The sequence below is a fragment of the Actinomadura kijaniata genome (assembly GCF_014138665.1).
Lineage (GTDB): Bacteria > Actinomycetota > Actinomycetes > Streptosporangiales > Streptosporangiaceae > Spirillospora > Spirillospora kijaniata.
Genome location: NZ_JACJIA010000012.1, coordinates 279,271 through 297,927 on the forward strand (window position 1 = coordinate 279,271; position 18,657 = coordinate 297,927).

20 protein-coding genes, 1 rRNA gene and 1 riboswitch are annotated in these 18,657 nt (G+C 71.8%); of the genes, 14 read left to right on the forward strand and 7 right to left on the reverse strand.

Going from position 1 to position 18,657, the window contains the following annotated elements; translation table 11 throughout:
• Positions 1–10 precede the first annotated feature (10 nt).
• Complete coding sequence (locus HNR61_RS36400; protein WP_182847668.1) at positions 11–1,018, forward strand: sulfotransferase family protein; 1,008 nt, start codon at positions 11–13, stop codon at positions 1,016–1,018.
• A 235-nt stretch (positions 1,019–1,253) separates the two neighbouring features.
• Here HNR61_RS36400 and HNR61_RS36405 read toward each other — a convergent pair whose 3' ends face one another.
• Positions 1,254–2,435, reverse strand: coding sequence for an SEL1-like repeat protein (locus HNR61_RS36405; RefSeq protein WP_182847669.1), 1,182 nt, complete (start codon positions 2,433–2,435; stop codon positions 1,254–1,256).
• A 404-nt stretch (positions 2,436–2,839) separates the two neighbouring features.
• Here HNR61_RS36405 and HNR61_RS36410 point away from each other — a divergent pair, with 404 nt between their 5' ends.
• Positions 2,840–3,553, forward strand: coding sequence for a nucleotidyl cyclase domain-containing protein (locus HNR61_RS36410; protein WP_182847670.1), 714 nt, complete (start codon positions 2,840–2,842; stop codon positions 3,551–3,553).
• Between the two features lie 13 nt (positions 3,554–3,566).
• Here HNR61_RS36410 and HNR61_RS36415 read toward each other — a convergent pair whose 3' ends face one another.
• Entirely contained in the window at positions 3,567–5,075 is a 1,509-nt protein-coding gene (locus HNR61_RS36415; RefSeq protein WP_182847671.1) for an alpha,alpha-trehalose-phosphate synthase (UDP-forming), read from the reverse strand.
• A gap of 139 nt (positions 5,076–5,214) precedes the next feature.
• Here HNR61_RS36415 and HNR61_RS36420 point away from each other — a divergent pair, with 139 nt between their 5' ends.
• The 5 genes from HNR61_RS36420 to HNR61_RS36440 all read left to right on the forward strand — a co-directional run bounded on the left by HNR61_RS36420 (position 5,215) and on the right by HNR61_RS36440 (position 9,311).
• Positions 5,215–6,204 (forward strand): cation diffusion facilitator family transporter, encoded by a 990-nt coding sequence (locus tag HNR61_RS36420; RefSeq protein ID WP_220510212.1) that lies wholly within the window; start codon positions 5,215–5,217, stop codon positions 6,202–6,204.
• 267 nt (positions 6,205–6,471) lie between these two features.
• Positions 6,472–6,613, forward strand: a riboswitch (SAM riboswitch).
• 14 nt (positions 6,614–6,627) lie between these two features.
• The gene (gene thrC / locus HNR61_RS36425; RefSeq protein WP_067833486.1) at positions 6,628–7,872 is read left to right on the forward strand and encodes a threonine synthase; all 1,245 of its coding nucleotides are present in this window, start codon (positions 6,628–6,630) and stop codon (positions 7,870–7,872) included.
• Between the two features lie 13 nt (positions 7,873–7,885).
• The gene (locus HNR61_RS36430; protein WP_182847672.1) at positions 7,886–8,164 is read left to right on the forward strand and encodes a MoaD/ThiS family protein; all 279 of its coding nucleotides are present in this window, start codon (positions 7,886–7,888) and stop codon (positions 8,162–8,164) included.
• 126 nt (positions 8,165–8,290) lie between these two features.
• Positions 8,291–8,923, forward strand: a complete 633-nt coding sequence (locus HNR61_RS36435; RefSeq protein ID WP_182847673.1) for a hypothetical protein — start codon at positions 8,291–8,293, stop codon at positions 8,921–8,923.
• 187 nt (positions 8,924–9,110) lie between these two features.
• The gene (locus tag HNR61_RS36440; protein ID WP_067833494.1) at positions 9,111–9,311 is read left to right on the forward strand and encodes a cold-shock protein; all 201 of its coding nucleotides are present in this window, start codon (positions 9,111–9,113) and stop codon (positions 9,309–9,311) included.
• Between the two features lie 24 nt (positions 9,312–9,335).
• Here HNR61_RS36440 and glsA read toward each other — a convergent pair whose 3' ends face one another.
• The gene (glsA, locus tag HNR61_RS36445; protein ID WP_220510213.1) at positions 9,336–11,195 is read right to left on the reverse strand and encodes a glutaminase A; all 1,860 of its coding nucleotides are present in this window, start codon (positions 11,193–11,195) and stop codon (positions 9,336–9,338) included.
• A gap of 383 nt (positions 11,196–11,578) precedes the next feature.
• Here glsA and groL point away from each other — a divergent pair, with 383 nt between their 5' ends.
• The 3 genes from groL (at position 11,579) to HNR61_RS36460 (ending at position 14,516) form a co-directional block, all read left to right on the forward strand.
• Positions 11,579–13,204, forward strand: coding sequence for a chaperonin GroEL (gene groL / locus HNR61_RS36450; RefSeq protein WP_182847674.1), 1,626 nt, complete (start codon positions 11,579–11,581; stop codon positions 13,202–13,204).
• An 86-nt stretch (positions 13,205–13,290) separates the two neighbouring features.
• Positions 13,291–13,881 carry a phospholipid scramblase-related protein gene (locus tag HNR61_RS36455; protein ID WP_182847675.1) on the forward strand — a complete coding sequence of 197 codons (591 nt, stop codon included), beginning with the start codon at positions 13,291–13,293 and terminating at the stop codon, positions 13,879–13,881.
• A 44-nt stretch (positions 13,882–13,925) separates the two neighbouring features.
• Positions 13,926–14,516 (forward strand): LURP-one-related family protein, encoded by a 591-nt coding sequence (locus tag HNR61_RS36460; protein ID WP_182847676.1) that lies wholly within the window; start codon positions 13,926–13,928, stop codon positions 14,514–14,516.
• 7 nt (positions 14,517–14,523) lie between these two features.
• Here the strand turns inward: HNR61_RS36460 and HNR61_RS36465 are convergent, their stop codons facing one another.
• Positions 14,524–14,922, reverse strand: a complete 399-nt coding sequence (locus tag HNR61_RS36465; protein ID WP_182847677.1) for an NUDIX hydrolase — start codon at positions 14,920–14,922, stop codon at positions 14,524–14,526.
• A gap of 96 nt (positions 14,923–15,018) precedes the next feature.
• Between HNR61_RS36465 and HNR61_RS36470 the strand changes: the two genes are divergently transcribed.
• Positions 15,019–15,375, forward strand: a complete 357-nt coding sequence (locus HNR61_RS36470; RefSeq protein ID WP_182847678.1) for a hypothetical protein — start codon at positions 15,019–15,021, stop codon at positions 15,373–15,375.
• Between the two features lie 87 nt (positions 15,376–15,462).
• Here the strand turns inward: HNR61_RS36470 and HNR61_RS36475 are convergent, their stop codons facing one another.
• Positions 15,463–15,915, reverse strand: coding sequence for a hypothetical protein (locus tag HNR61_RS36475; RefSeq protein ID WP_182847679.1), 453 nt, complete (start codon positions 15,913–15,915; stop codon positions 15,463–15,465).
• Positions 15,916–15,948: 33 nt separating this feature from the next.
• Between HNR61_RS36475 and HNR61_RS36480 the strand changes: the two genes are divergently transcribed.
• Positions 15,949–16,341, forward strand: a complete 393-nt coding sequence (locus HNR61_RS36480) for a hypothetical protein (protein WP_182847680.1) — start codon at positions 15,949–15,951, stop codon at positions 16,339–16,341.
• On the opposite strand, the gene HNR61_RS36485 is transcribed toward HNR61_RS36480, so the two are convergent.
• On the reverse strand, positions 16,342–16,842 hold the full coding sequence (locus tag HNR61_RS36485) for a DinB family protein (RefSeq protein WP_182847681.1): 501 nt from the start codon (positions 16,840–16,842) through the stop codon (positions 16,342–16,344).
• 28 nt (positions 16,843–16,870) lie between these two features.
• Entirely contained in the window at positions 16,871–17,221 is a 351-nt protein-coding gene (locus HNR61_RS36490) for a hypothetical protein (protein ID WP_182847682.1), read from the reverse strand.
• A gap of 155 nt (positions 17,222–17,376) precedes the next feature.
• On the opposite strand from HNR61_RS36490, the gene HNR61_RS36495 reads away from it, so the two are divergent.
• Positions 17,377–17,832 (forward strand): carboxymuconolactone decarboxylase family protein, encoded by a 456-nt coding sequence (locus tag HNR61_RS36495; RefSeq protein ID WP_182847683.1) that lies wholly within the window; start codon positions 17,377–17,379, stop codon positions 17,830–17,832.
• A gap of 760 nt (positions 17,833–18,592) precedes the next feature.
• Positions 18,593–18,657 (forward strand): 16S ribosomal RNA (locus HNR61_RS36500); the annotation flags it as partial.

Consider the following 18,657-nt stretch of genomic DNA (forward strand, 5'->3'; position numbering starts at 1 on the left):
ATCGGCTGTCATGGCCATCCCTTCCGACCGCCCGATCTTCGTCATCGGCTGTCCCCGTTCGGGAACGACGCTGCTGCAGTTGATGCTGCACTCGCACCGGCGGATCGCGATCCCCGCCGAGACCCGGTTCCTGCTGCCCGCCTATACGTCGCGGTGCGAATTCGGTGACCTGGAGGACACCGAGAACAGACGGGCACTCGCGGAGTGGATCACCGGCCGGAAGACCACCAAGTTCCGTGATCTGGGGCTGGACGCCGCCGAGGTCAGCGAGGAGATCGTGCAGGGTCCGCCGACGATCGGCTCGGCGCTCGGCATCGTGTTCCGCGCCTACGCCCGCAAGCACGGCAGGCCGCGCTGGGGCGACAAGCGGCCCAGCTACTCCAAGCACGTCGGGACGCTGCTGCGGATGTTCCCCGACGCCCAGTTCGTGCACCTCATCCGGGACGGCCGGGACTGCGTGGCGTCGCTGACCGAGATGCCCTGGTACAAGCAGGACGTCTACCACGCGATCTCCGCCTGGCGGGAGGCGATCGACAACGGCCGCCGCCACGCCGCGCGCCTCGGCCCCGACGCCTACTACGAGCTCCAGTACGAACGCCTGGTCGCCGACCCGGCGGGCGAGCTGTCCAGCCTGTGCGCGTTCCTGGGGGAGGACTTCGACCCGGCGATGACCGAGCCGCAGGACATCGCCAGGAAGACCGTCCCGCCGCAGAAGAGGTGGCACGACCGCACCCGCGCCCCGGTCGACAACGCCCGGGTGGGGTCCTGGTCGACCCGGCTGGAGCCGTGGGAGATCGGCCTGGCCGAGGCGGTGTTCGGCGACCGGCTGATCGAGTACGGGTACGAGCCGAGCGGCGCGCCGCGGCCGACGGCGGCGCAGCTGGCCCGCTTCGCGCGGGTCAGCACCCACCGCCGCATGGCCTACCGCAAGGCTGACCTGCGCGAACGCTGGCAGCGCCGCTACGAGCCCAACCCGGTGGAGTGCCGGCTGGGCTCCATGGAGGCCGTCGAGATCTGACGGTTCCGGAGCGGCGCCGGGCACCGGAACCCGGCGGCTGCGGTCCAGGCCATCGGCGGGCCGTCGAAGCCCGCGTCGATCAGGGGGCGGGGGCTTCACCGGCACGACGAGCGGCATGGCGCAGGGGGCCACAGGGGGGTCCGTCACCGGGGGCACCGTTCCTGCGGTGCGCCCAGCGGCGGGCCCGCACAGCGGACGGGAGGCGACCCCGTCCCCGTCTTCCGGTGCGGCGCCGCTACGGGCGACGGGTGATGTCGGCCTCGGCGAAGGCGGCGACGTCCAGCTCGTGCCGCGCGCAGGGGTGACCGTTGGCGGCGGCGCGGCGGAACAGCTCGTACCCCAGCCACAGCTCGCCGCTCTGGACGTGGTGGAGCCCGGCGCGGTAGGCGGCCTCGACGTGGCCGTTGGCGGCGGCCCGCTCGAAGAACAGGACGGCCGCGCGGATCATCTCGGCGCTCTCGTAGCGCAGCCCGATCCGGTAGGCGGCGACGGCCCCCCGCGCGAAGTAGGGGACGTCGGCGTCGTCCGCCAGCCCGCGGGCCCCGGCGTGCCCGGCCTCGGCGGCCCGCTGCGACCAGTACGCGGACTCGCTGGGGCGGTCGTCGCAGGCCAGCAGCACCGCCAGCCGGTAGCGGGCCTCGGGGTCGCCGTCCTCGGCGTTGCGCAGCAGCCGCATCCCGGTGCGCCCGTAGGCCCGGACGTAGCGTCGCAGCGTCAGGGTCGGCTCGGGCGGCGGCACCACCCCGGCCCTCGGCCCGAAGGTGTCGACGATCTCCACCGTGCCGACGCCGGACCGGGCGGTCGGCGCCGCGTCCCGGGCCACGCCGCTCCCCACCGCCCCGGAGGGACCACCGGAACGCGCCGGGCCCCCTCCCGGCGGCATGTCGTCACGGCCGCCGGCCTGGTCGGGGGCCGGTCCGGCGGGAACCGCGCCCGGGAGGCGGGGCGGTCGCGGCGCGTTCCCCGGCGGCCGGCCGGGGACCGCCGACCCGCTGACGCCGGGCGGAGGCGCGGCCCCGGCGGGCGGAGGCGCCGGCGAGGACGGTCCGGGCGCCTGCCGCAACGCCGCGCGGGCCGCGTCGTACCGCTGCTTCCATTCGGCGAGGGTGCCCACGCCGGCGTCCGGGTCGATCCCGTCCTGCACCGCGATCGTGCGCAGCACGACCAGGTAGGACACCGTCCACCGCCACTTGGGCAACGAGCCGCGCTTGCCGAGCAGGATGTCGTTGGTCGTCGACTCGGCCACCAGGGAGACCAGCGGCTCGGCGTCGGCCGCCCGCCGGTCGCGCTCCCGCTTCAGGCGGAGGGACACCTCCTCCATCCGCGCGTAGGACGGGTCCTCGACCGCCGCCCTGGCCTCGACGAGCGCGTCGACGAACCCCTGGACGACCGCGCTCGGGTGCTCGTTTTCGGCCATTCAGGCCCCGATTCGTTCTCGAAATGATGGGGAATGTCGGGAGTTGCGCGGACATGATCCCATCGGAGCCGGGCGGGGTATGTGCATTACGCCACATCCCGTTGCATCCGGCTTCACCGATCCCCCGGATCTGGTGAACATGCCGGTCAAGTCCATGATCAATATGTCTTCGCCGGACGGGGCGTCCGCCGCGGCCCGGGCGCCGCGCCAATTCCTACCGTCCAGTCACATCCGGATTGATCCGGTTCTCGAAAAACGCCCGCGTGTGTCCCGGGTGAACGCCACTCTCGAACAGTCCGTTCGCCGCGTGTGACCGGAAGGGCACCTGACGTGCCGCCCGCCGTGCCGTCACGCCCGGCGGCGTTCCCCTGACGACGCTTCACCGACAACGATGGAGACCAGCCATGGCCGACGGCCTGGACGACGACATCCGCGACGACGCGACCGGTCGGCTCGACCCGTTCGACCCACCCGGCACCGAGGCCCGGCGGCCCGTCCGCCTGCCCTACTCCGCCGCCGCCCTGGAACGCCCCCCGCTGATCCCCAGCACCCTGCACACCACCCTGGTCGCGACGGACATCGAGGGCTTCGGGGCGGCCTTCCGCGACGACGACGCCCAGCTCCACCTGCGGGAGAAGATGTACGCGCTGCTGGCGGACGCCTTCACGATGAGCGGCCTGCCCTGGTGGAAGTGCCTGCACGAGGACCGCGGCGACGGCGCGCTGATCATCGCGCCGCCCGACGCGCCCACGGCGGCGTTCCTGGACCCGCTGGCGCACCACCTCACCGCGCTGCTGCGCCGCGCCAACGGCCGCGCCAACCGCGTCGGGCACCTCCGGATGCGGGTGGCGGTCCACGCCGGGCGGATCCAGAGCGACGCCCACGGGCTCGTCGGGCGTCCCCTCGTCCACCTGTTCCGGCTGCTGGAGGCGCCCGCGTTCCGGGAGGCGTTCACCGGCTCCGGCGCCGACCTCGGGCTCGTGGTCTCCGAGGAGTTCTACCGCGACACCACCACGGCCAACGGGCTCATCAACCGCGCCGCCTACCGGCCGCTGCGCGTCATCTGCAAGGAGACCCGGGTGAAGGCCCGCGTCTGGTTCCCCCTCGACCCGCGGTGACCCGCGGTGCGGGTCAGTCCAGGGCCGCGAGCTGGTCGGCGAACCAGCGCTGGGGCGGCAGCGCCATCGCCGACTCGGCCAGCCTCGCGCAGCGTTCGGCGCGTTCGTCGCGGGGGAGCAGCAGCGCCCGGTGCAGCGCCTCCGCCGTCTGCGACACGTCGTAGGGGTTCACCATCTGGGCGTTCTCCGCCAGCTCCGAGGCCGCGCCCGCCTCCGTCGACAGGACCAGCGCGCAGCCCTGCTCCGACACGACCGGGCCCTCCTTGGCGACCAGGTTCATGCCGTCGCGGATCGGGTTCACCAGCAGCACGTCCGCCAGCCGGAACGCCGCCAGCGAACGCGGATAGTCGTCGTTGACCTGGAGGATCAGCGGGTCCCAGGCGGGCGTGCCGAACTCCTGCGTGATCTGGTCGGCCATCCGCCGCACCGCGTCGGTGTACTCCCGGTACTCCCGCAGGTCCGTGCGCGACGGGTAGGCGAACGCCAGGTGCACCACCCGGCCCCGCCACTCGGGATGGTTGGCCAGCATCTCCCGGTAGGCGGCCAGGCCCCGGACGATGTTCTTGGACAGCTCGGTCCGGTCCACCCGGACGATCAGCCGGCGGTCGCCGACCTGCTCGCGCAGCGCCGCGGCGCGTTCGTCCACGTCCTGCCCGGCCGCCCGCCGCCGCAGCGCGGGCCCGTCCACGCCCAGCCCGTGCACGCCGACCCGCGTGACGTGGCCGGCGCGCGTGACGGTGCGGGCGTGCCGGTCGACCTTCGCGCCGGGCAGCAGCCGCTCGCAGCAGTCCAGGAACGCCTCGGCCCAGCGTTCGGCCAGGAACCCGGCGTGGTCGGCGCCCAGGACGCCCTCCAGCAGCCGCACGCCGAGGTCGTCGGGCAGCAGCCGGTAGTACTCCGGCGGCGCCCACGGGGTGTGCGAGAAGTGGACGATCTTCAGGTCGGGGCGGCGCTCGCGCAGCATCGCCGGGGCCAGCGACAGGTGGTAGTCCTGGATCGCCGCCTTCGCGCCGGGCGCGGCGTCGCGGGCGAGCGCGTCGGCGAACGCCGCGTTGTAGGCCTCGTAGGACTGCCACTCGCGGCGGAACCGCGCGTCGAAGTGCGGCGCGCTGGGGGTGTCGTAGAGCAGGTGGTGGACGAACCACAGCGTCGAGTTGGCGATGCCGTTGTAGGCGCGGTGGAAGGTGTCGGCGGGGATGTCCAGCATGCGCACCGCCGCGCCGCCCAGGTCGTACCCGGCCAGGTCCAGGCGCCCGTCGGGGGCCTGCCGCGCCGCCCGCCGGTCGCCGTCGCTGAGCGCCGCGCACACCCACAGCACCTCGGGGGACGCGGCGGCGGGCGCGGTGGGGGAGGCGGCGGGAGGCACGACGGGACGGCCGGCGCCGGGGTCGCCCGGCCCGCCGGTCACCGCGGCCAGCCCGGACACCAGGCCGCCGCCGCCGCGGCGCATCGTGAGGTCGCCGTCGTCGGACACCGCGAAGGCGACCGGCCCGCGGTTGGACGCCACCAGCACTTGGCTCATACCGCAAAGGTTCTCAGTCGAGACCGGGTCGTATCAAAGTGACCCTGGTTAAGGGGCGGGCCGAAGTACCGGTCCAGAGGTCGGCTGAGGTCAGCGGGGCCGGGCGGTTAGCGCCGGAAACGCCGGGTACCGGGGCCGCGTGAGCAGGGCAGAGACGACCAAGACCGTAATGATCGCGGGCGCGGCCAATCTGGTCCTGGCGGTCACCAAACTGATCGCCGGCGCGCTGGCCGGATCCAGCGCGATGCTCGCCGAGGGCGCGCACTCGATCGCCGACACCCTGAACCAGGGGTTCCTGCTGGCGTCGCTGCGGCGCAGCGAACGGCCCGCCGACCGCCGCCACCCGTTCGGTTACGGCAACGAACGCTACTTCTGGTCGCTGCTGGCCGCGTTCGGGATCTTCGTGCTGGGCGCGGGCTACTCGATCTTCGAGGGCGTCGAGACGATCGTCCGGGGCGGCCGGGCCGACGACGCCGACGTGCGGCTGGCGTACGCGGTGCTGGTGCTGGCGCTGCTGCTGGAGGGCGGCTCGTGGCTGCGGGCGGTCACCCAGGCCCGCCGGGAGACCCGCGGGATCGACCGGAACCTGGTCGAGCACGTGCGCGAGACGCCGGACGTGACGTTCAAGGCCGCGCTGTTCGAGGACAGCGCCGCGATGGTCGGGCTGGCGCTGGCGGCGGCCGGGCTGACGCTGCGCGAGATCACCGGGTCGGTGGTGTGGGACGGGATCGCGTCGATCCTGATCGGGCTGCTGCTGGGCGTGGTCGCGATCGTGCTCGGCCGCGACAGCAAGGAGCTGCTCATCGGCCGCGCCGCCGACACCTCGACCCAGTGCCGCATCCGCGCCATGATCGCCTCGGCGCCCGGCGTGGACGGCGTGGACGAGCTGTTCACCATGCACTTCGGGCCCGACGCCCTGCTGGTCGCCGCCAAGGTCCACTTCTCCGACGCCATCAGCGCCGACGAGGCCGAGGACATCGCCGAGGACATCGACCGGACGCTGCGTGAGGAGGAGCCCCTCGTCCGGCACGTGTTCCTCGACCCCACCCAGGCTCCGCACGTCCCCGACCAGCGTCTGACCAGCCCGAACGGGCAGCGCCGACGGCGCGCGGCCGATCCGACGGCGTGAGGGAGGCCACAGCCGGGTAGCGTCTCAGACAGTGGACACCGCCTGTCGTCGAAACGGTCAGGTCGTGTAATCTCAGCGCAGACAGCGTGATAACGCTTGTCACATAACTTCGTATCGCTCATTCAGAGGGGTGCAGGGAGCACAGTGGCCTCGGGCCGGTCTTCCAGCTCAGCCCTCACACAACTTCATATCGCTCATCCAGAGGGGTGCAGGGAGCACAGTGGCCTCGGGCCGGTCTTCCAGCTCAGCCCTCACACAACTTCATATCGCTCATCCAGAGGGGTGGAGGGACCGGCCCTACGAAGCCCCGGCAACCGCCCGGTAAGCGCGCTCTCGCGATCCTGCGAGGCCGACCGGGAAGTGGTGCCAACTCCGGCCTGTGACCAAGGTGGCACAGGAAAGATGGGGGAAAGGCCTCGCTCCATGGCATTCTCGCCTGCCACGAATCTCGGACCCGCGACCGGTCTCAGCTGCCGCGAATGCGGTCACGTCCGCGAACTCGGCCCGTTCTACGCCTGTGAGGAGTGTTTCGGGCCGCTGGAGATCTCCTACGACTTCGGCGCGATCACCCGGGCGGACATCGAGGCGGGACCGCGCAACATCTGGCGCTACCGCGGCCTGCTGCCGGTTCCGGAGAACGTCGCCGAGACGCCCAACACCGAGCCCGGCCTCACCCGGCTGGTCCGCGCCGACCAGCTCGCCGAGGAGCTCGGCCTCCAGCGGCTGTGGGTGAAGGACGACTCGGGCAACCCGACGCACTCGTTCAAGGACCGCGTCGTCGCCGTCGCGCTGGCCGCCGCCCGCGAGCTGGGCTTCAAGGTGCTGGCCTGCCCGTCCACCGGCAACCTGGCCAACGCCGTCGCCGCCGCCGCGGCCCGCGCCGGGATCCGCAGCGCCGTGTTCGTGCCGTCGAACCTGGAGTCCCAGAAGATCATCACGACGGCCGTGTACGGCGGCACGTTCGTGACCGTGGACGGCAACTACGACGACGTCAACCGGCTCGCCTCCGAGATCGCGGGCGAGCAGGAGGACTGGGCGTTCGTGAACGTCAACGTCCGCCCCTACTACGCCGAGGGCTCCAAGACCCTGGGCTACGAGATCGCCGAGCAGCTCGGCTGGCGGCTGCCGGACCAGATCGTGGTCCCGGTGGCGTCCGGCTCCCAGCTCACCAAGATCGACAAGGCGTTCCAGGAGCTCATCAAGCTGGGCCTGGTCGAGGACAAGCCCTACAAGGTGTACGGCGCGCAGGCCGCCGGATGCGACCCGGTGGCGACGGCGTTCAAGAACGGCTGGGACGTCTTCCGGCCGGTCAAGCCCGACACCATCGCCAAGTCCCTGGCCATCGGCAACCCGGCCGACGGCACCTACGTGCTCGACGTCGTCCGCCGCACCGGCGGCGCGGTCGAGGACGTCACCGACGAGCAGGTCGTCGAGGGCATCCGGCTGCTGGCCCGCACCGAGGGGATCTTCGGCGAGACCGCGGGCGGCGTCACCGTCGGCGTGCTGCGCAAGCTGGTGGAGAGCGGGCGGCTGGACCCGGGCGCCGAGACCGTGATCATCAACTCCGGCGACGGCCTGAAGACCCTCGACGCCGTCGCGCCGGTCGTGGCCCCCACCGCCAACATCGCCCCGTCGCTTGAGGCGTTCCGCGCCGCGGGCATCGCCTGAGAAAGGACCGAACATGAGCACCGTGTCTGTGCGGATCCCGACGATCCTGCGGACCTACACCGGCGGCGAGGCGGAGGTGAAGGCCGAGGGCGACACCCTGCGCGCCGTCGTGGCCGACCTGGAGGCCAACTACTCCGGGATCTCCGCCCGGATCCTGGACGACAACGGCAGGATCCGGCGGTTCGTGAACGTGTACGTGGGCGACGAGGACGTGCGGTTCGCCGACGGCCTGGACACCCCGACCCCGGCCGGGACGCAGGTGTCGATCATTCCGGCGGTCGCCGGCGGCTGATCCGCCCGGCCGCTCCCGCCCCGGCCGCCCGCCGCGGCCGGGTGTGGCCGGACCAGGCCCCTTTTCCCCTGTCAATTGCCGGGAAAAGGGGCTTTTGTCCTGATGGGCGGGGGTAGGGGCCCTGGCATGGGAACAGCGGAGGAGATCGCGGCGGCGGTGGCGGACCACCCGCTGGTGCGCGCCGTCGAACCGATCGGATCGCGGGCGCCCGACGGCTTCCGCGCCGCCACCGAACTGTCGGACTGGGACTTCGCCGTCAGCGTCGAGGACTTCGGCGAGGTCGCCGGCGACCTGCCCCGGCTGGTCGCGCCGTACGACCCGGTGGCCGTCCAGTGGGACCCGCTCGGCGACCACGCCTGCTACCTGGTCGTCCTGCCCGGCCCGGTGAAGGTGGACCTGGTCTTCCCGGAGGTGGCGCGCCGCCCCAACCCGCCGTGGCGGGTCGGGCCCGACACCCTCCCGGCGATCGACGTGCACTTCTGGTGCTGGACGCTCGGCCTGGTCGCCAAGCGGCGGCACGGCATGAACGACCGGGTGCGCGGCGAGCTGCTGCGGATGAGCGGGCACCTGCTCGCGCCGCTCGGCGTCCGGGAGGTGCCGTCGTCGCTGGAGGAGGCGGCGACGCGCTACCTGCGGGCCCGCGACCGGCTGGAGACCAGGTACGGGCAGCCGGTGCCGCGCCGTCTCGAAAGGGAGATCCTTCCCCTGGTCGGGACGGCCCATGATGACCGTTACCGGCCGTCAGGTCTGTCCTTCTAGGGCCTGCCGCCCCCACCGCACCGCCTATATGGTCGAGCCCGATCACGCCTGGTCCGCCCCGCCACGGCCCGTACCCCGGGGCCGAGGGGACCACGGACGGCGGTCGGCGGGCCCCGCGTTAGCAGGGGCGGGCCCGCGAAGCACCAGCCGTGGCTCCTCCCGGCCACGGACGAGCGGCAGGTTCGATATGGCGCAAGGCACTGTCAAGTGGTTCAACGCGGAGAAGGGCTACGGCTTCATCGCGGTGGACGGCGGCCGGGACGTGTTCGTCCACTACTCGGCCATCCAGACGGACGGGTACCGCAGTCTCGAACAGGGGCAGCGCGTCGAGTTCGAGATCACCCAGAGCGACCGGGGCCCGCAGGCCGACATGGTCCGTCCCGCCTGACGGCCCACCTGACGGCCCGCCGGGTCAGTCGCCGCGCCGGGCGTCCGAACCGATCATCGCCTGGTTCCGCGCGTCGGCCTGCCGCAGCCGGGCTGCCAGATGGCGCGCCATCGCCCAGTGCAGCGCCTCCACGATCTGCGGATGGGTGTCCTCCAGGCGTTTCACGGCCGCGGCCGTGAGCACCCGCGCGACCGTGGGCTCGTCGGCGACGACCCGGTAGGCGATCCGGTCGTCGCCGAGGACCAGCTTCGTGACGGCCGTTCCCGGCCCCATCGACGCGATCCGCACCGGCTCGGGCGGGTCGCCCGCCATCACCTGCGCGACCAGGCCGCCCGACACCACGAAGTACAGCGTCTCGTCCGATGCCGCGCCCTCGTCCGGCGCCGCGCCCGGGTCGAACAGCACCTGCCCTCTGGCCAGGCGGCGCTCCTCCAGCAGCGGCGTCAGCGCGTCCAGCATCTCGGCGGGCAGGTCGCGCAGGATGTCCTGCTCCTCCGGCGGGACCGCCGCGTCCGGATCCAGCCGCGCGGACCGCCCCGCCGCGACCAGCGCGTCCTCGCAGTGCTCCAGCGCCTCGTCCAGCGACGCGAACGACGCCTCGGCCGCCGCCAGCGGGCCGCTCCCGGCGTCGGCGGCCACCACCGTCGCGACGCCCCGCCCGCGCAGCCGGGCGGCGAAGCCGTCCAGCAGGTTCACCGCGACGGGCTCCATGCGGTTGACGCGGTGCAGGTCCAGCACCAGCCAGCGCACCCCGTCCAGCTCGTCGGTGATCGCGCGGATGGCGGTGTCCGCGCCTGTGAACCCCAGGTCGCCCTGGAGTTCGCAGGCCAGGATCGCCCGGCCGTCCCGGCGCAGCGCCTCGCGCTCCAGGTGCCGCCGGGTGCGGTGCGAGGAGACCGCGTCGCCGCGCAGCAGCCGGTGCAGCACCGGCGTGGTGCGCTGCGCGGGCCGCATCAGGTGCAGCCCGAACCGCGCCGACAGCTCCTGGCACGCGGCGATGGCGCGGACGCTGGTGCCGCGCCGGTCCAGCGGCGGGCTGTAGACGCCGATGCCGAGCTGCGACGGCAGCGCCGCCACCAGGCCGCCCGACACCCCGCTCTTGGCGGGCAGGCCGGTGCGCAGCAGCCACTCGCCCGCGAAGTCGTAGGTGCCCGACGTCGCCATGACGGCCAGGACGTGCTCGCAGGTGTCGGCGCCGACGACCCGCCGCCCGGTGACCGGGTTGACGCCCCCGGCCGCCAGGGTGACCGCCATGACGGCCAGGTCGCGGGCGGTCACGACGATCGAGCACTGCCGGAAGTAGACGCCGACGGCCTCGTTGACGTCGCCCCGCAGCGCCCCGGCGTTGCGCAGCAGGTACCCGAGGGCGCGGTTGTGGTCGCCGGTGCGCTCCTCCGAGGCCAGCACCTCGTGGTCCAGCCGCAGTTCGCGGCCCGCGAACGCGGACAGCCCGTCGATGATCCGCTGGAACCGCTGGCCGTGATCGTCGCCGTCCACCAGCGACGCGGTGACGACCGCCCCGGCGTTGACCATGGGGTTGAGCGGCCGTCCGGTTCCGGCCTCCAGCCGCAGCGCGTCGAAGCCCTCGCCGGTCGGCTCGACCCCGACCCGCCGCAGGACGGCGTTCAGGCCCCGGTCGTGCAGGGCGAGCGCGTACACGAACGGCTTGGACACCGACTGGATCGTGAACCCGGTGTCCGCGTCCCCGGCGGTGTAGACGTGCCCGTCCTGGGTCGCCAGCGCCAGCCCGAACAGCGCCGGATCGGCCTTGCCGAGCGCCGGGATGTACGTCGCGACCTCGCCGGCGTCGACGTCCCGCACCCGCGTGTGCAGCTCGTCCAGCATCTCCTGGACCGGGCTCGGCACGCCCCCCGCATCGCTCAACAGTCCCTCCGCGCTTGGTCCCAGGGCATGCTACCCGCGCGGTCCCGCCCCGCCGCCCCGCTGACCAGCGAGGGAACCACGATTGCCGATCATCCCGGCCGGGCATGACCCCCTCCGGCCGCCCAGGCGCGGACGGGGAGACCACCACGGCGGGACACCGACCTCTGACCTCGGAAGAGAGGCCATCCGCTTGCACTCGTCCGGGTAGAGTGCTAAACAAACCATTGGCACTCTGCTGTGGAGAGTGACAAGTCCACAGTCCGGATCGGGACGATGAGGTCTCCAGCCGTCGGCGGAATGGATGCCGCCGGAGGGGGACCGTCCGTCGCGGGCGTCGGCTCGATCCGTTCAAGGCCACCTGTTCCGGAAGGACTGGAGCCCCTATGGCTGCAAAGATGATCGCGTTTGACGAGGAGGCCCGGCGCGGTCTCGAGCGCGGCATGAACCAGCTCGCTGACGCCGTCAAGGTCACCCTTGGCCCCAAGGGCCGCAACGTCGTGCTGGAGAAGAAGTGGGGCGCCCCCACCATCACCAACGACGGTGTGTCCATCGCCAAGGAGATCGAGCTCGAGGACGCCTGGGAGAAGATCGGCGCCGAGCTGGTCAAGGAAGTAGCCAAGAAGACCGACGACGTGGCCGGTGACGGCACCACCACCGCCACCGTGCTGGCCCAGGCCCTGGTCCGCGAGGGCCTGCGCAACGTCGCCGCCGGCGCCAACCCCATGTCCCTGAAGAAGGGCATCGAGGCCGCCGTCGAGCGCGTCTCGGAGGAGCTGTCCAAGCTCGCCAAGGACGTGGAGACCAAGGAGCAGATCGCCTCCACGGCCTCCATCTCGGCCGGTGACGTCCAGATCGGCGAGATGATCGCCGAGGCGATGGACAAGGTCGGCAAGGAAGGCGTCATCACCGTCGAGGAGAGCAACACCTTCGGGCTGGAGCTGGAGCTCACCGAGGGCATGCGCTTCGACAAGGGCTACATCTCGCCCTACTTCGTCACCGACCCCGAGCGCATGGAAGCGGTCCTGGAGGACCCCTACCTGCTGATCGTCCAGGGCAAGGTCTCCGCCAACAAGGACATGCTGCCGGTCCTGGAGGCCGTCATGCAGTCCGGCAAGCCGCTGCTGATCATCGCCGAGGACGTCGAGGGCGAGGCCCTGGCCACCCTGGTCGTCAACAAGATCCGCGGGATCTTCAAGTCCGTGGCCGTCAAGGCCCCGGGCTTCGGCGACCGCCGCAAGGCCATGCTCGGCGACATCGCCACCCTGACCGGCGGCCAGGTCATCTCCGAGGAGGTCGGCCTCAAGCTGGAGTCCACCACCCTCGACATGCTGGGCCGCGCCCGCAAGGTCGTGGTGGCCAAGGACGAGACCACCATCGTGGACGGCGCCGGTGACGCCAACGAGATCGCGGGCCGGGTCAACCAGATCCGCACCGAGATCGAGAACACCGACTCCGACTACGACCGCGAGAAGCTCCAGGAGCGTCTGGCCAAGCTGGCCGGCGGCGTGGCCGTCATCAAGGCCGGCGCGGCCACCGAGGTGGAGCTCAAGGAGCGCAAGCACCGCATCGAGGACGCCGTCCGCAACGCCAAGGCGGCCGTCGAGGAGGGCATCGTCCCCGGCGGCGGCGTGGCGCTGCTCCAGGCGGGCACCAAGGCCTTCGACAAGCTGGAGCTGCCCGGCGACGAGGCCACCGGCGCCAACATCGTCAAGCGCGCCCTGGAGGAGCCGCTGAAGCAGATCGCCGTCAACGCCGGCCTTGAGGGCGGCGTCGTGGTGGAGAAGGTCCGCAACCTGACCCCGGGCCAGGGCCTCAACGCCGCCACCGGCGAGTACGTCGACATGTTCGAGACGGGCATCATCGACCCCGCCAAGGTCACCCGCTCCGCTCTCCAGAACGCCTCGTCGATCGCGGCCCTGTTCCTCACCACCGAGGCCGTCATCGCCGAGAAGCCGGAGAAGAACGCCGCCCCGGCCATGCCGGGCGGCGACGGCGGCATGGACTTCTGATCACCTGATCGGAGCAGTCCACAGCAGTGACGCCCAGGAGGGGCGGTTCCCACGGGAACCGCCCCTCTTGCGCTATATATCAGCGAATGCACACCCTGTTCACCGCCCCCGTGCTGCAGACCGAGCAGCCGCCCCGCCTGCCCGCCGCCAAGTCGCGGTACACCGTCCGCGACGGGCAGGGCACGGTGCTCGCCGAGGCCGCCGAGGAGGACGTGCCGATCCGCAAGCAGATCTCCCGCGTGGTGTTCGGCGGCATCGGCGTCTACCCGCGCACCGTGCAGGTCCGCGACCCGCAGGGGACCCCGGTCCTCGTCATCGCCAACCGCGGCTACGACACCGACACCTCCGTCCTGCTCCCGGACGGCCGCCTGATCGGCTGGTTCCGGCAGAACCGCTACGCGTTCCGCTACTCCCTGCTCGACGCCGCCGGGAACGCCGTCGGGGAGCTGAAGGGCAACCGCCTGGGCCGCAGGTTCCAGGTGCTGGACGGCTACGGGCAGCACGTGGCGCAGGTGGACAAGAAGTGGGCCGGCCTCGGCAAGGAGGTCCTCACCACCGCCGACCGCTACACCACCGAGGTCCGCGCGCCGCTGCCCGAACCGCTGCGCACCCTCGTGGTGACGGCCGCCATCGCGGTCGACATGATGCACTACGAGGAGAAGGACTTCACGCCCTGACCGGCCCGAGCCACCCCGATTTCCCCGACCGACGGGACCCCATCGTGACCGACCTGTTCACCGCCTCGTCGTTCCGGGTCGAGCAGCCGCGCCGCGGCCCGTTCGCCCGGACCCGCTACAAGATCCTCACCGAGGACGGAACGCTGCTGGCACAGGCCGCCGAACCCCAGGAGGGCAACCGCCTGGAGCACCTGAAGAAGGTGTTCCCCGGCAAGTCCGAGCTGGACGCCCGCGTCGTCGACGTGACCGACCCCGGCGGCGAACCCCTGCTGGTGATCGCCAAGCGCGCGGGCCGCATGCTGACCACGCTGCACGACGCCGACGGCGAGACGCTCGGCACCGTCAACACCGAACGCATCGCCCGCCGCTACCTGCTGCGCGACCCCGGCGGCACGAAGGTCGGCGAGATCGCCGGGGACGTGGCGCGCCGCAACTTCACCGTCACCGACACGAGCGGAACGGCCGTCGCCCACGTCCGCAAGAAGTTCGCCGGGATCGCCACCCACCTGCTGACCACCGCCGACAAGTACACCGTCGAGATCAACGACCCGGTGCCGGAGCCGCTGCGCACGTTCGCCGTGCTCACCGCGATCGTGATGGACATGACCCTGCACGAGTCGAAGGACCTGACCTGACCGGGGCTCAGCCGATCCCGCCGGACTCCCGCAGGGCGTCCAGGACCAGCCGGGTCGCCGCCGAGACGCGTTCCCGGTCGCCGTGGCCCAGCCAGGCGATCTCGGCGATCTCGGCGGCGGCGCGCGGCGTTCCCCGGTGGTCGGCGGTGTAGCAGGCCATCCGCACCGTCACCCCGCCGCCGCGGCCGTCCGCCGGGGCCTCCCACGTGCCCACGTGCACGGGCGGGCCCACCAGCTCGACGCCCAGCTCCTCCCGGACCTCCCGGGCCAGCGTCGCGGCGTCGTCCTCCCCGGCCTCCCGCTTGCCGCCGGGCAGATAGAACAGCTCCCTGCCGTGCGACCGGACCGCCAGCACCCGCCCGCCGTCCACGCGCACCCAGGCGACCTTGTCGATGACCTTCCCCACGCGCCCGACCCTACCCACGGGGCATAACCGAACCTTCCGGACGCGTTGACGAAGGGCCCTTTCAGGACCGGGGGGTCGCGAGGTACCGTCCGTTGCGTGCAGGCCGTGCCCGGACGCCCGAACGGCTGGTGGATCTCACCGGCCCTGCCGACGATCGCCAATGTCCTGCTGGCCGTGCTGTGGCTGCTGTCGGCGTTCGGCGGCTGGGGGACCACGGCGTTCTGCGGCGACCCCGAGCAGCGCGACGCGGTCTGCGCCGACCACTACGACGTCGCGGTCCTGATCTCGTTCCTGCCGGCGCTGGGCGCCGCGGCCCTGGGCGTCGCCGCCTGGGCCGCCCCCGCCATCCGCCGCCGCCCGGACCGCCTCGACAGCGTGCTGGCCGCCTCCGCCCTGCTGTGGGTCGTGGCCGAGGCGGTCCTGTTCGTCGGCGGCTTCCTCGCCAAGCCCTGACCCCGCGTCCTCGGCCCCGTTCGCGGAGACCCGCCTCGACCTGTCCGGCGTGGACCGCCGCTGCCAGGGGACCGCGGCCCCGCGCCCTCACAGGGAGAACGGGCGGTACGCCAGGATCGCGTCCACGATCTCCCCGGCCGGGGCGCCCTCCAGCCCGGGCGGCGGATGGAAGATCAGATCGGCGGCGTCCCGCCGGGCGACGCCGGCGTCCAGGACCAGCAGGTAGTACCCGGTCTCCGGATCCCCGTCCAGCACCCGCCGAACGATCTCGACCAGCTCCGCCCGGGTGACGTCCGGCACCCGGGGATGCGCGGGCCGCGCCGCCTCCAGCGCGAACTCCTCCAGAGTCCGCGCCCCCCGGTACGTCGCGAAGTCGAACACCCCGTACCGGTGCCCGGTGGCCGCGTTGAACGCCCCGATCTCCTCCGCCACCGGCTCCCCGCCGGCGACCGACCGCTCGATCCGTTCGATCCACGCCGAGATCTCCCCGAGCCGTTCGGGGGGCACCGGGGGCGGCGACAGTTCCGGACGAAGCTCCACACCCCGCATTATCCAGACAGCGGAAGGAACCCCATGAGCGACGACAGGTACGACGTGCCCCACGAGGTCAAGGAGATCGACACCGTCACGCTCACGGAACTGGGAAGGACCGGCGAACGCCTCCGGCTCAACGCGCGCCTGTCCCCGGAACGGATCGCCGCCCACGTCGCCGCCGACGGCGTCCACCACCTGCTGCCGCTCTTCTGGCACACCAAGCCGGACACGCCCCGCCACCTGCGCTGCGGCATGCTGCTCCGGATGCGCACCGGGGAGCAGGTCTTCGGCACGTTCGACGTCCTCCCCGAGGAGTTCGCGCCGCTCACCCGCGTCCGGCCCCGCGAACGGGAAAGGGACCTCGCCCACCGGATGCTCGGCGAGGGCGTGCCCACGATCGTCGAATGGGAGAGGGCCCGGGAGACCCGCTGATCAACGGGACGGCGGGTCGCCGGTCGCCCCGTCGATCAGCTCGCGCAGGACGTCCATGTGCCCGGCGTGCCGCGCCGTCTCCTCGATCATGTGGATGAGCAGCCACCGCAACGTCACGGTCTCCCCGGACCACGCCGTCCCGGTGTCGTCGAGCCCGAGCTCACCGATCATCTCGTCCGCCGCGGCCCGCGCCCGCCCGTGGAACGCCACGATGTCCGCGGTCGTCTCGTCGGGCCGCACCCGCAGGTCCGCGTTCTCGTCCTCGGAATCGAACGGCAACGGCTCGGTCTCCCGCCCGAACGGCTCGCAGAACCAGGAGTACTCCACGGCCGCCAGATGCTTCACCAGCCCCAGCAGGTTCGTCCCGGACGGCACGACCGCCCGCCGCACCTGCTCGTCGTCGAGCCCCTCCAGCTTCCCCAACGTCACGTCGCGCTGCCGCTGGAGGCTGGCCCAGAGGCTTTCCTTCTCATCACCGGTGAACGGCACATGTCGTCCCATCCGGCGACCGTAGCGGACGGCCCGGCCGTCACCGGAACTCGTGCACGACCTCGATGGCGCCGACGATGTGCGCGTTGAACTCCGCCAGCTCCTCGGCGGGCACCCACAGCTCCAGGATCGTCCGCCCACCGGCCTGCCGCACCGGATAGCGCTCCAGGAACCCGCTCTCCACCTCGAACCGCGTCACGTACCCCACCCCGCTGTGCGGCACGTTCCAGTCCCGCGCGATCTTGATGGCGTACTCCTCGTTCAGCACCGGATAGAAGATCGGCTGCTCGGGCAGCCGCGGCGGCCAGGCCCGCCACTCCAGCTCCCGCACCAGCTCCAACTCCTCCGGCCCGGTCGGCCGCCACAACGTGGTCGTACGCGGACCACTCACCGGGGACACCGCCTTTCCGCAGCTCGACAGCGACCGCGAACGCTACCGACGTCCCCGCGGAACCGCCACGGAAAAATCCTCTCCCCGCGGTCACACTTCCGCGCCGGGGCCCGTCAATGCAGTGAGAGCAACCGAACCCCGAGGGAGCAGCGACGATGGAAGCCCGCATGAAGAACCCGGTGATGGTCCTCGACGCCATGAAGCCGATCCAGGGCCTCTACAAGGCCGCCTACCAGAGCGGCCTCGACCCGGAGCTCCTGGAACTGGTCCACCTGCGCGCCAGCCAGATCAACGGCTGCGCCGCCTGCGTGGACGCCGGCGGCCGCAACCTCAGGAAGGCCGGGACCAGCGACGAGCGCATGTGGTCCGTGGCCGCCTGGCGCGAGGCCCCCTACTTCACCGACGCCGAACGCGCCGCCCTGGCCCTGGCCGAGGCGATGACCCGCCTCGCCGACCGCCCCGACGCCGTCTCCGACGAACTGTGGGACGAGGCCGCCGACCACTTCGACGAGAAGCAGCTCTCCGGCCTGATCCTGTGGATCTCCATGACGAACTTCTTCAACCGCCTCAACACCACGGTCCGCGAACCCGCCGGAGCCACCTGGAGCTGACCCGGACGCCGATCGCGCGGCGGGCGCCCGCCGCGCGGTACTTCGTCCCCGAACCGGGAACAGATCCGACACGCCCCCTGTTGTAGCTTTCGACGGCATCGCCGTCGGCACGGACGACGACCACCAACGAAGAACATCGCCGCAGGTCAAGCTCCCAAGGAGCGGATGCGGCGAGCATGCCCCCGCGACACGTCGCCACGGGTTTCCCGGTTTGGTTTGACGCGGTGCGCGCGTGGGCATAATGTTCTCTCCGCCCCACGGGGAGCGGGACGCTGGAAACAGCGGCCGACCCGAGGGGAACCACCGAAGAACCACGCACACGGTCTCGACCGTGCGCTGGGTGCTGCCGGTGGGATCTCCGTTCCACGGAAACGCCCGATTTTGCAAAGTCGGATGGTTCTGGTGAAATAGAGACATCGCCCGAACGGGACCCGGAAACGGGAAACCGAAAGGGCGAAATCGGGGAAGACCGGTGAAATTGACAGACCGGCCGGAACTGATAACGTAAAGCGAGTCGCCCCGGAGCGAGAGACGCGCGAGCGGATCGAGCGCGGTGGGTGTCCGTTTCTTGAGAACTCAACAGCGTGTTAAAAGCCAGTGCCTTTATCGATCAGGCAAGGTTCTGATCGCCCCGTCCGGCTCTTTCGGGAGTCGACAGGGATTTCTTTGAGGCAACGAGACCCTTAGGGGTCTCATTGTCGGGATTCATTCCCATGAAGGTTTGGCGGCCCGGGTTCGCCCCCGGGTTGTCTGCGAGACCTTAATGGAGAGTTTGATCCTGGCTCAGGACGAACGCTGGCGGCGTGCTTAACACATGCAAGTCGA